Here is a 17,790-nt window from a genome sequence, read left to right as displayed (position 1 = left end):
AACTCCCATCTCTCCGGTTGCTGCCAGCAGCCGGTTTATAATTTTGTTTTGACCAGACGGTCCCACAGTTCCTTCCAGGCGGAGCTGTTCTTGGCCAGCGTATCCCAGTCCGGATTCATTCCCTTACTCTGCTCCTCAACGGAGAAGGACGGATCATCCTTGTATTTATCCGGGATGACTGCTGCCGTGCTCGTTACTGGAGTTCCTGTCGCCTCGGCGTAACGGGACAGCGCATCTGCGCTTAGCAGCTCGTTAATGATCTCGTTGGCCACTTTTGCCTGCTCCGGCGTAGAACCTTTGACAACCTGCAGCGAGTAAGGGAAGGAAATCGCACCTTCCTTAGGATAAGCTACGGCCAGCGGCGAGCCGCCGTCGATCCAAGTCTGTGCTACTTGTGAGCTGAACGGAGCAATCAGGGCGTCGCCCGAATCGAGCAGACCCTTAAGCTGGTCGTTCGAGGTAACCAGTGTGCCGATCTGCTCGCTGTTATCCGCCCAGAACTGGAAGGCCGGCTCTGGATTCTCGTAGGATGCGCCGAGTTCTTCCCCTTTTACAGCCAGAAGCGGGGACAGATAAGAATAGAACATGTAATCCCACAATGCAGTTTTTCCTTTGAACTCTTCGTTTCCCCACAGGTCGTTCCAGCTTGTCGGCGGTGTTTTTACCAGATCTTTGTTGTAGACCAGCGCAAAGCTCGACACGCCCCAGACGATGCCCTTATTGTCAGCGGTATGGAAGGCTTCGGGAATGTCCTTCATATGGGTGACTATGGCCGGGTCAAGCGGCACCCACATATCGTCATTGATGCCTTTGGCTGAAGCATCTGCGTTGAAATAACCGAAGTTTACAATCGGATTGTTCGGGTCAGCCTGCTTGCCTGCCAGCATTTTCGGATACATTACAGCATTGGAGGATTCTTCGAAGGTCACCTCAACATTCGGATGGTTCTTCACATACTTTGCTACGACTTCCTTAGGAACCACATCCTGATTGGAGCCGGCCCAGATAAACATGGTCAGCTTGACCTTTTCACCACTGCCGGCTGCTGTCGAATCTTCCGATTTCCCGGCAGCATTGTTGTTAGCAACATTGTTTCCGGTAGCGTTATTCGCGTTGTTTCCCCCTCCACAAGCTGATAGTGCCACAATCATGGCGAGCGACATTGCCGGCAAGATATAAGAGCGTTTAGGTTTTTGAGTACTCATTCGGTTCTCTCCTTCAGATTATTTAATATAATTCCTAATTTTGTCGCCTTCCGGTCACGGCTGCTGTTGTCATCAGCGCAGCCCTATTCCCCTGCGCAATTCTTCCATGATCTCTGGTACTGCTGAAGCCGAAACTGGATGCCCCGCAGCAACTCTGTACTCTGCTTCTGCCATTGTCTGTCTCTTCAAATAATCCCGGAGTGCCAGCGGATAGCTGCTCAGAGCAGCGTTCACGGCGAGCTGCATTTTATCCGTCCAGACCGTTTCAAACGCGGTCCGGGCTTCCCCGAAGCTGAAAGCTTCCCGATTCTTACTGCGGCCATTACGCAGCAGCTTAGTGGATGCTTCATCAATGGTTTTGCCCTTTGAATTTAGCACTACGCCGTATTGTTCACGCGCCTGATCTTCCGACAAAAGTCCTTTCTGCACATCATTCCGCACGAATGCAGGGTCCCGTTCATAAGGATCTCCATATCCGCCGCCGCCCTGGGACAGAAAAGTCACGGTATCTCCCGGTTGTAGCAAAAGCTCATCAATCCTGCCAAGGTTGCGTTCATCTGGCCGGCCTTCATTAAATATCGCTTCTCCATGATTACCTACACCACCTCCCAAGCGGCCCCAGGGCTGGAATTCCATCCGTTCCATATTTCTTGCGGTCATCACGGTATCCGGATTGAGAATCCTGACGCGCAGGTCAATGCCGCTGCCGCCTCTGAATTTGCCGGCTCCGGCTGAATCCGCCCTTAAGCCGTAACGTTCAATCAGTACAGGCATTTCCGCCTCAACCGTTTCAGCCGGGATATTCCGCAAATGGCCTACGGCGAAATCCATCCCGTCAATTCCGTCCTTCATCGGTCTTGCCCCCGATCCGCCGCAGATCGGCTGAATTACACCAACTTTGCTTTTGCCGTCGGAAGCATCGGTCATTGCCATCATCACAATGCAGGCTTGACCTGCTCCTGCAGCCGGCACCTTGCTGCTCTGCGCCTGGCTCAGCGCCCCTGTAATCACATCCATCACCCGGATAAAGGTCGCCGCTCGCGCACCTACCGCCGCCATCGGCTCCGGATTGAGCACCGATGCCGGAGGCGCGTAGTTGCGCACCATCCGCACCATCCCGGAATTCCATGGAATCGCCGGATCCAGTGTCCGGAAGTAGCGGATCAACGCCGGCACAAGCATATAGTGCCCTTGCTGGTTATGCGTCGGAATATTAAACGAAGCTCTAACCTGCGGGTCGGTTCCGCTAAAGTCCAGATAGATATCCGTGCCGGTAATTGTCATGCGGCAGCGCAGCCGGATCGGATAGCCGCCGGGCCCCTTCTCCAGATAGTCCCAGAAGTCATAGGAGCCGTCGGGAATATCCTGAATGATCGCCCGGGCTTTAAGCTCCGCATACTCCAGCAGGTTCTCAATGCCTTGCTCCACCTGCTCCGCACCATATCTGCAGATGAGTTCCTTTAGCCGCTGCTCCCCTCTGTTCAGCGCAGCCATAAGCGCCTTGAGATCGCCAAGATTCTGCTCGGGGATCCGGCTGTTGTCCAGCAGCAGCCGGAGCACCTGCTCATTCCTACGGCCAGCCTCATACAGCTTGACCGGCGCAATCCGGATGCCCTCCATATGTATGTCATAAGCGCTGGGCGATACGCTGCCCGGAACCTTTCCGCCGACATCCGAAGAATGTACGAAGCAAAGTCCAAAAGCAATGATCCTGCCGTCATGGAAATAAGGCTTAATCAGGTGAATATCCGGCAGATGGGTCACCATCCCCCCAGTGGTATAGGGGTCGTTGCAGATGACTATGTCACCTTCCTGCCACTGGTGTATTGCTTTGATGGCGGTAGCCGCAGGAATTCCCAGGGAGAGGTTGTATCCCGTATTCAGCGGAGAGCCGAACGTCTCGCCTTCCGGCGATAACAGGTAAGTGCCGAAATCACCCGTTTCTTTGACAAAGGCGGTAAAGCCGGTGCGCAGCACGACGTTGGCCATTTCCTCTACCGCTGCCTGAATCCGGTTGTTGAAGATTTCGAGGAAGACTTTATCCGTAATCATAGATCTGCCTCCCCGATAATATTTCCGTTAGCATCTCTGTGTATTGTGTAGCCGGGAGGTACAAACACCGTCGTATCATATTCCTCAAGGATAGCCGGACCGGAGATTCTTGTATCTGTGTTCAGATGCTCCCGGTTAAGCACCTTAGCCTGGTAATCCAATCCGTCAAACGTGATTCCCCGGGACTCCACAGGTTTTCCACTACCTGCTACCTGCGGAGAAGCTGCCCTAATCTTGCTTGGCAGAAGCCCGACGATACTTGCCCGCAGATTGACGAACATGACTTCCGCCTCCGGCTGGCTGATTCCGAAGACAGATTCATATTTGCGGTGGAATTTAATCTCCGCTTCTTCAGGATCAGAAATATCAGAATCTGAGAGGGTAACCTCCAGATCAAATGCCTGTCCTTCATATCGCATATCCGCGCTGTAAATGACGTATGTACCGCCCAGGGTTACTCCGCCCTTGGCCTCATCCTCGATCCAGCGGCGTCCTTGCTGCTCAAGCGAAAAGAAATGTGTCTGAAGTTCTCCGGCATCCAGTCCACAGCTGCGCTTGTGAAGTGTGAAGACAAAGTCGTTGCGCAAATTTGCAACCGTGCAGCCCAGAGCACAAAGTGTTCCAGGAGAAGGTGGAATTAGCACCCGGCGGATGCCAACTTCACGCGCCATCAGAAAAGCATGCATCGGGCCCGCCCCCCCATAGGCAAGCAGAGTGAAGTCACGGGGATCGACTCCTTTTCGCGCCATCAGCGGTGAGAATTGGGCATACATATTCGCGGTGGCCACATCCAGAATGGCCTGCGCCGTCTGCTTGGCAGTCAGTCCGAGCTGGTCACCCAAAATTGTAAGCACCTGTTCAGCCAGTTCAGGGAACAGCTGCATCTGGCCGCCGAGAAAACGGTCGGCCTGCAGAATACCCAAATGCAAATAGGCATCAGTGGTTGTCGCCTGCTTGCCGCCGCGGTTGTAGCACGCCGGGCCCGGCTTGGCGCCTGCACTGCGCGGCCCTACCTTCAATACTCCGACCGAATCAACCCAGGCGATCGAGCCTCCGCCCGCTCCGATGGCGGTCACATCTACCGCCGGAATGATGACCGGGAAATCCCCCACCTGATTCTCTGTGGAGTAGGCAGGCTCCTTGTCGATTAAGGCGACATCTACGCTTGTCCCGCCCATGTCGAAGGTAACGACCTGGTTAATCCCTGCCTGCTCAGCGATAAAGGTTGCGCCAATCACACCCGAGGCAGGACCGGACAGGAGCGTCCTTACTGGCTCGGCCGCAGCGCGGGCAGCGGTCATCATACCGCCGTTTGACATGCTGGACAGCAGCGTCGCCGATACGCCGTAGGGTCCGATTCCTTCTTGCAGACGTTTGAAATAAGACCCCATCCGTTCGCCTACATAAGCATTCATCACCGTGGCCAGCGTCCGCTCAAACTCTCGCTGCTGCGGCCAGATTGCACTGCTTCTACAGATGAACAGCTGCGGGTAACGCTCACGGATCAGCTCTTCGGCCAATTGCTCATGCCCGGCATTGGCATAAGAATGCAGGAAGCTGACGGCTAGTGCCGTAACCCCCTCCTGCACCAATTCATCCACTGCCTGGAGCAGTTGGTGCGGGTCCAGCGGGGTGAGCACTCTGCTGTCTGCGAGCTGACGTTCATCGATTTCTTTTACAAGCTGGCGCGGGACAAGCGGCAGCGTTTTATCCCCATAGAGGTTAGTTGTATTTTCAAGCCGCAAGCGGCGTATTTCAAGTACATCCCGGAAACCCTTGGTCACGAGCAGCCCGGTAACTGCACCACTGCGTTCGATCAGCGTGTTTACGCCAAGTGTAGTACCATGCACGAAGAGTTCGATTTTGCGTGTGTCCACTCCCTTCGACTGCAGCTGGTCTAATGCCTGGAATATCGCCTGTTCGGGAGCATCGGCTATCGAGGGTATTTTGAGCACCGCGACAATCTGGCCCTGCCCGTCTGTAACAATGGCATCCGTAAAGGTTCCGCCGATATCTATACCTAAGCGGTAATGGATCTCCACAATCTCCACTCCTTTATTCAAAGCATTTACGAATTGCGCTGTTCCTGATTTTGGATAGCGTAATAACGTTTAACATCCTCTATCATTTGATTGATATGCAGAACCATTGCCGCTTCCGCCTGCTCAGGTGAACCCGCAGCAACGGCATCCAGAATTTTACGGTGGTCAACCACAAGCGCGCTGCCCACCTTACGGCGAATATAGGCGGTTTCCAGGAAGTCCTTGCCGGTTTGCCATACCAGCTGAGCCGCATGGAGTAATACCTGATTACGCGCCGCAAGCGCTAGTAAAGTATGAAATTCACGGTCTTCTTCATAGGGAATGATATTTTGCGATAATAGCTCGTTCTGACTGGCAATAGAAGCCTCTAGCAGACTGATTTCTTCCTTTGTAGCCCGCTGTGCAGCCAGTGCGGCAATTTCCCGCTCAAGCGCCCTTCTGGCCACTAGCACATCCACCAATGCGGACTTTCCTGAATTATTCAATAGCTGCAGGAACTGGGAATTTACATTTTTCTGGTGCAGCTCTTTCTCCAAATATGCAATGCGCCTTGTTCCTTTTTCCGTCAGAATACGCCCTTTCCGGCCTTCCAGAACGGTATAGCCCTCGAAATCAAATTCCATCAGCTTGCGTCCGATGGTTGCCTGGCTGAGTTCATATTTCTTCCCCAGCGTATGAACCAGAGTGCTGGCTCCAAGCGGAACTTCGGCATTCCTCAGAGCCTTTAAGAATTCATACTCGAGCTGCAGATGATGCGATTCAAGTGCCACTCTGTTCATCCTTTCATGTTGCTAGAATTGACGTCGTTACTCATTGATGATTAATAGAATTATAACTAAATAATGACAAATTAACAACAAAATAATTCCAAATAAAGCATGATTTTGACAATTTATTTTAATGAGCACTAACGGGCAAGAAAACTTACTCTGCAAGGTTATTATTTGATATCTATTTTTCAATACGTTTGATTAATCTCCCTATCAAACTCTCTTCTTCTACTTCTGTTTATCTAAAAAAAACAGGAAGCCGATAAACGGCTCCCTGTAAAATTGAACTAAAGATCTATTCAAATCGAGCTGGCCCAGATGCTTATTGAATAAGCTTGTGCAGCTCTGATACGCTTGCTGTGTACTGCGGTTTGAATTCGCTGGATGCCATATAACCGGCTACGCTGGACAGGAATTGTCTTCCTTCCGGCGTTTCGCCTGCTTTACTGGCGTCGAGGGCGCAGACCAGCAGATTGCCCGCCCCTACTCGGCACTCAAACAGGAACCCCAGCTTATGATTACGCTCAAAGTTGTCGATTGTCTGTACAATCGGGCTCCACTCCCGGTCGGTTCCGTCCAGGATAATTGATTTTGAGTTCTCGATGATACTCCACCAAGGGTACGTGGAATATTGTTCGCACGGAAAATCACGGAACACAGGATGGCTGTTGTCGATCAGAAGCCCCATGGTACCAACAGGTACCGGACGGTTCATGCTCTCGGAGATGGAGCGGAACATTGGATAACACCAGAAATCCGTACAATATAAGCCTTCAACAGCGTTATGAAGAGACTCCGGTTTCGGCATGAGCAGCACGTTGTCACCTTGCTCCAGCAGCGAAAGCGCCTCATCGGAAAGCTCTTCGAAAATGCGGATACCGTCCAGCCCGGAACCGCTATTCTCTGGATATACCCACAGGTCGTAGGATTTACGGATGTCTGATCCGGCGGTTCTCAGAGTAAGTACAGCTTTGGTCATCTTCTGGACGGCAGGAAGATCAATGACCAGCTGGCAGATATCGATGTAATTCGAACCCGCCGGGATATTTACTGCACTTGAGCCTTCGGCCAGCGTTCCGCCGTCTGCGGTCAACTCCCATTGCAGTACAAGAGATTCTGGTGTTCCGGACCGGAACCAGCTCAACTCGACGCTGGCGCTGAAGACTTCTCCGGAGACGTAGTTGTATTTCGGGAATCTTGCCAACAGAACAGCATCGCTGCAGAAGGTGCGCCATTCTTCAGGCGTGATCATTCCCTTGGAATCCATAAAGGCATCGAGGATACCAACCAAGGCGGTACCCTGTCCGCTGAAATCCTGCAGATCCAGCAGCTGGAATCCGGCAAGTCTCCGGGTGCGGAAAGCGGCCTCAAGCTCTTCTTTGTAACAAGCAGCCGCCAGCTGTCCAGAAGCCTCGAAATATTTGCCCGCGAGATGCCCCAGGCCATTGCTTTCCAGCCGTTCTTGGAAAATTTTGAAATTGCCAGCTTTGAGCGGTCCTGTATATTTGCCGATTTCCTCATAATTTGGATAGGTCGCGTATTGCCCGATCTCATGCGAGATAACAGGAATATGCGGAATCCATTCACCGGACGTATCTCCGACCTGCACCGTCTTGGCTTCAGTACCATACTGAATTTGGACAGTACCTCCCGCTTCTGCTACCTCCCCGCTCTGCAGGGACGGAGGAACGAACTGGTCGTCATAATCCTTCATCGTACCCGGCAGAGCGGTCTGGACATGACCGAGCGGTGCGTCGCACATCGCATAAGAACCTCTGAACAGACGTTCCTTCGAGAAACGCACTCCGCAGAAGAAATCTTCATGCTCCAGAATTTCCGGTACCCATTGGTGGTTGTTCGAGCCTTGAGTATACAGGGGTCTGTCGTCGAATGCTTTATAGTCTTTGAGAATGGAATCGATCTTGGTTCTGCTGCCCCACAGCTCGTTGCCGAGCGACATCATCACGAATGACGGATGATTGCCGAACGCTTTAAGAATTTCATATCCTTCGCTGACCAGATAGTCTTGCTCAGCCTGATTATGACCCTCGTCCAATGGCTCTGTAATCGTTCCCCAGAACGGCAGCTCCGGCTCCATATAGATCCCGAGCATATCGGCAGCGGTAAAGGCTGCTTCCGGCGGACAGCAGGTGTGGAACCGGTAATGGTTGATACCATAGGATTTGGATATCCCCAGAATTCTAAGCCATTCCTCTACGTCTGTCGGGGCATAGCCGGTCAATGGGAAGATCAGTCCGTCATGTTTGCCGCGGAGAAAAGTCTTCTCCCCGTTGATCGTGAATTTATCGCCCTCCGCCTTGAACTCCCTCAAGCCGAAGAACGACTCATGCAATTCGCCGGTTCCGCCTTCTCCATCCTTCAGGAGGATGTTAAGGTTATAAAGATTGGGTGCGTTTTCACTCCAAGGAAGCGCATCCAAACCTAACGCATAGTCGATCGTAAAGTTCCCCGGCGAGATTGTGAATTCCTGCTCAGCCACCGAATGGGCTGTCTCGTTATTAAAACTGGAAGCTGATACAGCAATCGTTGTTACAGCCGTTCCTTCCAGTGTTCCTGTGATTCGGACAGAACGTCCGGGCAGATTCGGATCAAGCCGGATTCCACTCAAATAGGACTTGCCGTAGAACTGAAGCTCGATGCGTCCAGTGATTCCGTTCCAGTTGGTCTGAGTGTCCGGCGAAGTCATATGTCCGCCTTTGGTCGGATAACCGGTATTATCGACCCGGACGGTGAGTGTCTGACTGCCAGACTGAAGCTTCCCTGTCAAATCATATACATGCGCGGTGTTCAGGCTATCACGGCTGCCAATCTCTTGACCGTTCAGCCAGAGCGTCGTAAGTCTGGTGCGCTCTAAATATAGGAAACAAGTCTTTCCTGCGAGTTCTTCTGGAATGACTACTACCTTCGAATACCAAGCCGACCCTTCGAACAGATATTCATCTGTCAGTGCACTGACCAGAACCTCTTCGTTCTTCGGTCCCTTGCGGGCATGTGATGTCGTTCCCGGCAAGGTAATGACATCGGAAAAAGGCAGCTGTAGTCCCTGTTTCTCCTTATCTAATTGCAATTCCCACTCGCCTTCAAGACTAATCTTTGTCTGCAACAATCTCACTCCTAATCATGGTAATCTATGCAACCCTATATTGTTGCTCCTGATCTTTGGTTCTCCATTACTTTCTGCTTGAACATAGCTGTTTCCTGCTTCACCCATTTTACTTCTCAGCTTCTTTAGTCGCTCCGTAAGTATCCAAAATCCCCCTCCCTTCTTTTCCTTATCTCATGTTTATAAATTCAATCTATATAATGGTTCTCTCACGAGACAATAGATGCATATTATATTACATTTAATGGATGGTAGTTTACGATGCTCTTAGTTGTAAGCGCTATCAAATATATTAATGGAGGTGTATGTTTCTGTGTATGCCCGAATCATCACCCTAATGAACAATCTGCGGCTCAGGACGAAGCTGTTCTTGTCTTTTGGCTGTGTCGCCTTAATTCCGGTGTTGATTGTTGGGGTATTTCTGACGAGTGAACTGCGGAATATGGCGATGGGCAATGCTCTGGAGCAAATTACAGCCAATGTGGACCGGGTGAAAAAACGGACCGGCGAACTGCTGGGCGTCCCGCTCGACATTGCTTACCGGCTGTCCAATGACAGCCGACTGGAGGAAGCTGCCAACCACCGGTACGAGTCGGTCTATGAAGTTGTGAAGGCTTATTGGGACTATCCTGACTTTCGTGATTTTATCCGCCTGTACAAAGAGATCTCCAGCATCCGCCTGTATATCAATAATCCCACAATTCTTGACAACTGGGAGTTTCTGCAGGCGGATGAGACGGTCACACAGGAGCAGTGGTATCAAACCGCTATCGCCAAGAAAGGCCTGGTCTGCTGGAATTATATCCGTGACAACCGCGACGGCCAATATTATCTCAGTCTGATCCGCAAAGTAGATTTTCTGAAGCAGCGTACCGCCGGAGTTTTAGTTGTAAATGTGAATACAGACGAACTTAATGCCATCCTGAATCAGGAGACTTTTGAAACCATAATTGTAGATGAGAACGACAATATAGTAGCCTCCAACCGTACAGATACACTGGGCAAATCGCTGGATGCTATTAACTTCAGCCCTGTATCTGCCGCCACCGCCGGACAAGGTCCCTATGATATAACGATTGATGGCAACCCTTTTAAAATGCTGATTGATGATTGGCATCCAGGGGGAAGCCTGAACAGTCTGCGCATCATCTCCATTTTTTCCGTTGAAAGTATCGTGAGCGAACCCAACCGGATTATCTCACTGGCTTCCTCTGTCATTATTTCTGCATTACTGATGGCAATTCTGCTTATCTATTATTTCTCCCGGGTACTCACCGGACGGATGCTGCACTTAAGTAAACATATTTCCAAGGTCGCTTCCGGTAATCTGGGTGCTACGCTGGTAATTGACGGTAAAGATGAAATCGGCCAGCTGGCGAGACAGTTCAATCATATGGTGCGGAATATTAACGACCTCATGAGCGAGGTACAGGAATCCAACCGGCAAAAGAATGCAATCGAGCTGAAGCAGAATGAGATTAAATTCAAAATGATGGCCAGCCAGATCAACCCCCATTTTCTGTTCAATGCTCTGGAATCCATCCGCATGAAAGCTCTAGTCAGGGGCCAGTCTGATATATCCCAGGTCGTGCAGCTGCTCGGTAAAATGATGCGCAAAAACCTGGAGGTCGGCAATGGGATGATCAGTCTGCACAGTGAGCTGGAGACCGTAAACTGTTATCTGGTCATCCAGAAATTCCGCTATGATGATAGGCTAGCCTATGAGCTTCAAGTAGACCCCAAGGCTCACAGTATTCAGATTCCGCCGCTGATCATTCAGCCCCTGGTGGAGAATTGTGTGATCCACGGGCTGGAGAACCGGATTGACGGCGGTATGGTCCGGGTGGATATCCGCATAGAAGACAAACAGCTCAAGGTGCAGGTATCCGACAATGGCATAGGTATTTCCAAAGAACGGATGCAAGAAATCCGGCAGATGCTGGAGAACAAGGATGACTATGAAACCAATAATATCGGGATGCGCAATATTCATTTGCGGCTTCAGTTAACCTACGGCCCGGAATGCGGACTTACCCTGTCCAGTCAAACCGGATTCGGAACGCAGATTAGCTTTGCCATCCCCCTGAGGAGCGATTCTTATGTATAGAGTGTTGATTGTGGATGATGAGCAGGCAATCCGTGAGGGACTTACTGCTCTGCTGGACTGGGAGAGCTGTGGATATCAGATTATAGATACAGCGGCGAACGCCATAGAAGCCAAGTATAAATATGAACTCTATAGTCCTGATCTAATGATTGTAGATATCCGGATGCCCGGCAGGGATGGTCTGGAGCTTATTAAAGAGCTGCGGGAAAACGATCCGGAGATGCACATCATTATCCTCAGCGGTTATGCCGATTTCGACTATGCTAAGCGTGCACTGGCTTTTGGCATTGATAACTATTTACTTAAGCCGGTAGATGAATTGGAATTGCAGTTATATCTGGCAAAACTGTCCGCAAAGCTGGATGCGCGGAGCGCCCATCGTAAGAATCATGCCGCCGCAAAGGTGTGGAGCCGCGAAATGCTGGTCCAATCCCTGCTGATGGAGAACAGCCCGCAGATGCTGCCATCAATGGAGGCATCCATCCATGAAGCAGGACTGCTATGGGATTCCTATCAGGTAGTCCTGATCCGGCTGCTGCTCCAGGACAATGCGGACAACGGGCCTTCAACGGCCGTTAAAGCCAGACTTGCAGCAAGCTTTGATGAACAGGCGTGGGGGATTGTCTTCTCGCTGGACTCCTATTTGGGGGTTCTGCTGCAGCCCTCTTATCAGAAGGAGCTTGTACGCAAATTAATGGTCCAGAATATACTGCAAGCCGTAACGGCCCATGGACTTGAATGCATCATCACCGCGGGTGATATGGTAAATACCCTTGAGGAGCTTCCCGTCTCCCGCCAATCCGCACTGGTACGGATGAAGGAGCATTTTTTCTACGATGAGCCGGGTATGATCGGACCGGATTCCCTGAAGCTGAAGAAAGTACTCAAGGTCAGATCAGAGGAAGTGGAATGCAGGCTTGATTCTGTGGTGGAGCGCCTATATTTCGCCATGGAAATCGGCAGCTTCGATGTACTCCCTTCCTTAATCCAGGAAACCGGTGAACTGATGATCGCCGCCAGTTACTCCGAGATGGCTGTGAAATCACGTTATGTACGAATGGTCACTTATTTGATCAACAAACTCTCGCTCCAATACAGTGAGCTGGCTTTGCAGCACAACCGGATGGATGAGCAAATCCAGCAAATCTATAAACATACCTCCCTGCCCCAGCTGTACCGCTACATCACTACTATGCTGGAGCAGCATGCCGGCGGAATTACCCGAGACGATATGGACGTCTTAATGAAGCGAATGCTAGACCTTATTCACCGCCATTACAATGAGAACCTGAAACTCGAAACGCTGGCGGATGTGTTTACTTACAGCAGCGCGTATCTGGGCAAGCTTTTCAAAAACAGTACAGGCCTTTCCTTCAATAGCTATCTGGACAAGGTCCGTATTGAGAAAGCCAAAGAGCTGCTGGATCAGGGCTGGAAAATCCATCAGGCCGCGGGCGAAGTCGGATTCAGCGATGTGGATTATTTTCGCGAAAAGTTCAAAAAAGTTGAAGGTATCTCTCCTTCCGTCTACCGCAGAGGAAGCTCTGTGTGAGCACGCAGTTTCAGAAAACGCTTACGAAAAGAGCTGATTTCTCCCTGTTTTTTATAGAAAATGTTCGGGTGTTTCCCTGATTTTCTGTAGCTTATGATAATGCCATATCGAAGGAGGGACATAAATGAAAGCGATTACCACCAAAGTAAAGCCGGAGCCGAAGAAGCCTGCCTCACGCTTTTGGCCAACGTTCCTGCAGCAGAAATATCTCTATATGATGGCCATACCGTTTGTGCTCTGGGCATTTGTATTTAACTATCTGCCTTTATGGGGATGGACTATGGCCTTTCAAAAATATAAACCCGGCAAATCCTTTTTCGAGCAGAAATGGGTGGGTCTGCAGTACTTTAGAGAGCTTTTCCAGGATGAGCAATTCTTCAATGCACTGCGCAATACGCTCGCTATGAGTATCATGGGCCTGCTTGCCGGATTCATCATTCCCATCATATTCGCCATCCTTCTGAATGAGCTGCGGCTGCAAATTCTGAAACGCTTCGTACAGACGGTCTCTTATCTTCCCCACTTCGTATCCTGGGTAGTTGCCGCCGGGATTATCACCAAGATGCTCTCTACCGACAACGGTGCGGTGAACGATCTGCTGATGGGCCTCCATCTTATCAGTGAACCCATTCAATTTATGGCCAAAGGCCATTTCTTCTGGGGAATTGTCACGGCTTCGGATGTCTGGAAGGAAACAGGCTGGAACACGATTATCTATCTAGCAGCCATTTCGGGTATCGGACCGGAGCTGTATGAAGCCGCAAGGGTGGATGGTGCGAGCCGGTTGCAGCAGGTGCGAAACATTACACTGCCCGGCATCCGGACTACGATTGTTATACTGCTCATTATTTCAATCGGGCATCTAATCAGTATAGGCTTCGAGAAGCAGTTCCTGCTGGGAAATAATCTGGTGCGCGACTTCTCGCAGACACTGGATCTGTATGCACTGAACTATGGGCTGGGCATGGGACGTTTCTCCTTCGGTACTTCTATTAACATCTTCAACTCTGTGGTGAGTGTGATTCTGCTGTTTGTCGCCAATGGAATTTTCAAAAAAATAACGAAGGAAAGCATCATATAGGAGGCCCTTATGCTGAATAAAAAAATGGCCGCTGCGTCTTGGTCGGACCGCATCTTCGATTTGGTAGTCTATGTTGCGATTACTGTGGTGACCATAGCCACGTTATATCCTTTTTTGAATGTGCTGGCGATTTCCTTCAACGACTCCACAGACAGCATCAAAGGCGGGATTACGGTTTTCCCCCGTGTGTTCACCTTCAAGAACTATGAGACGATCTTTGCCTATTCCGGGCTGATGACCGGACTTAAAATTTCTGTCCTGCGCACCGTCATCGGCACGATCCTCGGGCTAGTCAGTGCCTCCATGCTTGCCTTCACCCTGAGCCGGGTGGACTTTCAGGCCCGCAAATTTGTCTCCACATTTCTGGCGCTTACTATGTACGTCTCGGGCGGACTGATCCCCATCTACATCCTGATCAAAAATCTGCATATGATGGGGACCTTCGGTGTCTATGTCCTCCCCAGTCTCGTAAGTGCATTTAATGTCTTCGTCATCCGTTCCTTCATCGATGGCCTCCCTTACGCCCTGCAGGAATCCGCCAAGCTGGACGGGGCCAACGACTTCACGATTTACTGGCGGATTATTCTCCCGCTAACCAAACCGGCGCTGGCAACCATCGCCCTGTTCCTGGCTGTCGGCCAGTGGAATTCCTGGTTAGATACCTACCTCTATAACGGTTCCAAGGATGAGCTGACCACCCTGCAGTTTGAGCTGATGAAGGTCATCCAGAGCACGACGACCAATGCGGATAATTTCCGCGGCCGCAATATGACCGAGGTTATGGCGCAAATTTCCCCGGAATCGGTCAAAATGGCAATCACGATCGTCGTCACTGTACCTATTCTGGTCGTCTATCCGTTTCTGCAGCGCTATTTCGTCAAAGGTATGACTTTGGGTTCGGTAAAAAGCTAGTCCGTCTCCGGTATCGGCAGGCTTAGCCTGTGTATACAATACATTTTGTGACCAGAAAAAGGGAGGGTTTCTATTCATGACAAGAAAGACAGCGAAACCGTACGTCGTACTGATGGTCTTGACCTTGCTCCTCAGTGTGCTGGCAGGCTGCGGCGGCTCGAACAATACCAAGAATACGGCAGAGAATGCCGGAGGCACTAAGGCTACAAAGGGTGACAGCGCCACCGCAGAGGCTACGGCGAAAGCCGAAGATTTAAGTCCGCTTACACTCTCCTTCTTCGCGGAGGACCCGAATCCGAACTGGAACAATATGAAAGACGAAGTCAGTAAAGTACTTACAGAGAAAACAGGTGTCACCCTCGATGCGGAATTTGCTGTCGGTGACCCTCAGCAAAAAATCGCATTGATCGCAGCCGGCGGCGAATATCCGGATATTATTTCCGCCAAAGCGGATATCGGCAAGCTTGTCGATGCCGGAGCGGTCATCGATCTGACCGAATTAATTGATAAATATGCGCCCAATATCAAACGTGTGCTCGGCGACAACCTCGCCCGGGCCAAGTATACCAATGAAGACCAGTCCATCTATGCCATTCCGACCTGGGCAGCAGTGGATGAGAAGAAATTCGTGGCCGGGGGCGGGTTCGAACTGCAGCACCGTGTGGTGAAGGAAGCCGGATATCCGGAAATCAGAACGGTTGCCGATTATGAGAATGTGATCAAAGCTTATCTGGAGAAGCATCCCACTGATGAGAACGGCAACAAAAACATTGGGGTTTCCCTGAACGCAGATGACTGGCATATGTACATTTCCGTCACCAACCCTGCGGTTGCCACGACAGGCGGCTCGGATGACGGGGAATATTACGTCGATCAGGAGACCCATGAGGCCATCTACCACTTCCGCCGTCCGGAGGAGAAAGAATATTTCCGCTGGCTGAACCATATGAATGACATCGGCCTGCTCGATAAGGAAAGCTTCGTCCAGAAGTATGACCAATACAAGGCTAAAGTAGCCACCGGACGGGTGCTCGGCCTGATTGACCAGGATTGGGACTACAACGACGCCCAGCAGGCACTCAAGACGGCAGGCAAATTCGATCAAACCTACGGCCATTATCCGGTAACGCTTACGAAAGAATATAAGGAAACCAGCTTCTGGCCTACCGGCTTTATGGGTGGTTACGGCATCTCGATCTCCAGCACGAATCCAGATCCGGTCCGTACGATTAAGTTCCTGGATTACCTCGCTTCCGACGAAGGGCAAATCCTGAACAACTGGGGAATTGAAGGCAAGCATTATGTAGTGGAAAACGGCAAACGCGTCATTCCTGCAGAAGTTCAGGACCGGATTAACAACGACAATACGGCGTTTACCAAAGAATCCGGACTCGGCTTCTACTGGAATATGATGGTCCACTACGGTGATGGCGCCAAGGACTCAACCGGTAACTATTACACTAGAAATTTCCCGGAACAGCTTGTATTGGGATACAGCGATGTTGAAAAAGAAACCTTGGCTGCTTACAAGGCTACCACCTGGAAGGATTTGTTCCCGAAAGAAGAAGAATTCCCGGAAAAAGCTTATGGAGCGGCATGGAATATCGCGATTCCGGGAGAGGATGAAGTCTCCATTCTGGGTAACAAAATGAGGGATATTACGTGGAAACGCATTCCTCAGGCCATCCTGGCGAAACCGGCCGAATTCGATAAAATCTGGGATGCCTACATGGCTGAACTGGATAAAGCCGGCGTTGAGAAAATGGAAAAAGGCTACACCAAATACGTTCAGGACCGTGTAGCCTTATGGAGCGGTAAATAAGGGTATCATGTGTAAACGGGGGTGTCCCAAGCAGTCATTTATGGCTGTGGGTCACCCCTATTCGATTACAGAAGGTGAATGGGTTCCTCACTTCGTTTACATCCACCAATATAAATATTATAATATTAAGTTGTGTGCATCAAAGTGTGTTTTAGTATGAGATTAAGGAGATATTTATGGAAACGAAATGGCGAAAGTTTATCTCTGCAGGAACCATTTTATACACCATTTTAATTTTGTATTTTATATTCTTTGCTTTTAACAGATTAGAGAATGCAACGGGTCAATCTGGATACACATTTATACTTGTTCCAGAAACCATTCCGCTTCGTTTTCCAAAACTGACTTTTTCATGGGTATATGATTTTGGCAATATTGCAGCCTTTATCCCTTTCGGCGTACTTTTCCCCCTGTTGTATCGTGTCAGATTCAGGAAGTTCATTTCTTTGTTTGTCTTGGCGATTCTCGTTCTGGAAACGTTGCAGGCTTTAACTTATCTCGGCAGCTTTGATGTAGATGATGTAATATCCAATACATTAGGTGGCGCAATAGGATTTTTCGCATACAAGGTTGGATTTTCTCCGAAAATCACTTATAAAAAGCTCATGGCTGCAGCTTTGTCAGTTGTTCTATTTTTTGTAGGGATAATTATAATCTCTGAAACTGTCAATTATGCTTTAGTGAAACAAGAAGGCCCTATCCGGGCTCTACATGAACTGAAGGAAGTTACAGGTAATATTCCTATGACCGGGAACCTTCCAACTTTCACTGTAGCAGGCAAGAGAATTGAACCTGAATTTAACATATATAGCAGTGATGGCGACAAAGATAAAAAGTACACCTATATCTTGGGGAACAAAATAGATGTAAAGTTCTATTCCAATTATGGCATTCAGGACAATGGAGATTCTAAGGGTGCGGTCACTGTAATGGCAGACGGGAACATGGTGGCTCAATACAATGATGAGTATAGTAAAGAAGCCGAACCTCTGGAGATTCCCTTTGATACAATCAACGAAATTACGATTATAGTTTCCGGCAATGCTAAACTGTGGGATGTTGGAATTACAGAAATGAAGCATTGGTGGGAGTGAACATAGAGAAGGACCACTGAATATGTCAG

Annotated in this window: 11 protein-coding genes; 6 read left to right on the top strand and 5 right to left on the bottom strand. The window is 50.0% G+C overall.

Features of this window, described 5'->3' with window-relative positions; translation table 11 throughout:
• Nucleotides 1-35: 35 nt before the first annotated feature.
• From NSS79_RS17020 to NSS79_RS17000, 5 genes are all read right to left on the bottom strand, one after another.
• Complete coding sequence (locus tag NSS79_RS17020; RefSeq protein WP_342440277.1) at nt 36-1,205, bottom strand: extracellular solute-binding protein; 1,170 nt, start codon at nt 1,203-1,205, stop codon at nt 36-38.
• A gap of 72 nt (nt 1,206-1,277) precedes the next feature.
• Nucleotides 1,278-3,257 carry a hydantoinase B/oxoprolinase family protein gene (locus tag NSS79_RS17015; RefSeq protein ID WP_342440276.1) on the bottom strand — a complete coding sequence of 660 codons (1,980 nt, stop codon included), beginning with the start codon at nt 3,255-3,257 and terminating at the stop codon, nt 1,278-1,280.
• Nucleotides 3,254-5,299 (bottom strand): hydantoinase/oxoprolinase family protein, encoded by a 2,046-nt coding sequence (locus NSS79_RS17010; protein ID WP_342440275.1) that lies wholly within the window; start codon nt 5,297-5,299, stop codon nt 3,254-3,256. Before NSS79_RS17010 ends, NSS79_RS17015 begins: the two co-directional genes overlap by 4 nt.
• A gap of 26 nt (nt 5,300-5,325) precedes the next feature.
• Nucleotides 5,326-6,069 (bottom strand): FCD domain-containing protein, encoded by a 744-nt coding sequence (locus NSS79_RS17005; RefSeq protein ID WP_342440274.1) that lies wholly within the window; start codon nt 6,067-6,069, stop codon nt 5,326-5,328.
• Nucleotides 6,070-6,391: 322 nt separating this feature from the next.
• Nucleotides 6,392-9,202, bottom strand: coding sequence for a sugar-binding domain-containing protein (locus NSS79_RS17000; RefSeq protein WP_342440273.1), 2,811 nt, complete (start codon nt 9,200-9,202; stop codon nt 6,392-6,394).
• 304 nt (nt 9,203-9,506) lie between these two features.
• On the opposite strand from NSS79_RS17000, the gene NSS79_RS16995 reads away from it, so the two are divergent.
• From NSS79_RS16995 to NSS79_RS16970, 6 genes are all read left to right on the top strand, one after another.
• Complete coding sequence (locus NSS79_RS16995) at nt 9,507-11,300, top strand: sensor histidine kinase (protein ID WP_342440272.1); 1,794 nt, start codon at nt 9,507-9,509, stop codon at nt 11,298-11,300.
• On the top strand, nt 11,293-12,852 hold the full coding sequence (locus NSS79_RS16990) for a response regulator transcription factor (RefSeq protein WP_342440271.1): 1,560 nt from the start codon (nt 11,293-11,295) through the stop codon (nt 12,850-12,852). Before NSS79_RS16995 ends, NSS79_RS16990 begins: the two co-directional genes overlap by 8 nt.
• Nucleotides 12,853-12,976: 124 nt before the next feature.
• Nucleotides 12,977-13,933, top strand: coding sequence for an ABC transporter permease subunit (locus NSS79_RS16985; protein ID WP_342440270.1), 957 nt, complete (start codon nt 12,977-12,979; stop codon nt 13,931-13,933).
• A gap of 9 nt (nt 13,934-13,942) precedes the next feature.
• Nucleotides 13,943-14,845 (top strand): carbohydrate ABC transporter permease, encoded by a 903-nt coding sequence (locus NSS79_RS16980; RefSeq protein ID WP_342440269.1) that lies wholly within the window; start codon nt 13,943-13,945, stop codon nt 14,843-14,845.
• A gap of 76 nt (nt 14,846-14,921) precedes the next feature.
• A complete protein-coding gene (locus NSS79_RS16975; RefSeq protein WP_342440268.1) occupies nt 14,922-16,667 on the top strand; it encodes an ABC transporter substrate-binding protein in 1,746 nt (581 codons plus the stop codon).
• A gap of 176 nt (nt 16,668-16,843) precedes the next feature.
• Complete coding sequence (locus NSS79_RS16970; RefSeq protein WP_342440267.1) at nt 16,844-17,761, top strand: VanZ family protein; 918 nt, start codon at nt 16,844-16,846, stop codon at nt 17,759-17,761.
• Nucleotides 17,762-17,790 lie beyond the last annotated feature (29 nt).

Origin of the sequence: Paenibacillus sp. FSL L8-0436 (assembly GCF_038593025.1) — a bacterium.
Taxonomy (GTDB): domain Bacteria; phylum Bacillota; class Bacilli; order Paenibacillales; family Paenibacillaceae; genus Paenibacillus_AQ.
The sequence above is the reverse complement of the archived record's forward strand: the minus strand, read 5'-3'. Positions and strand labels throughout refer to the sequence as shown.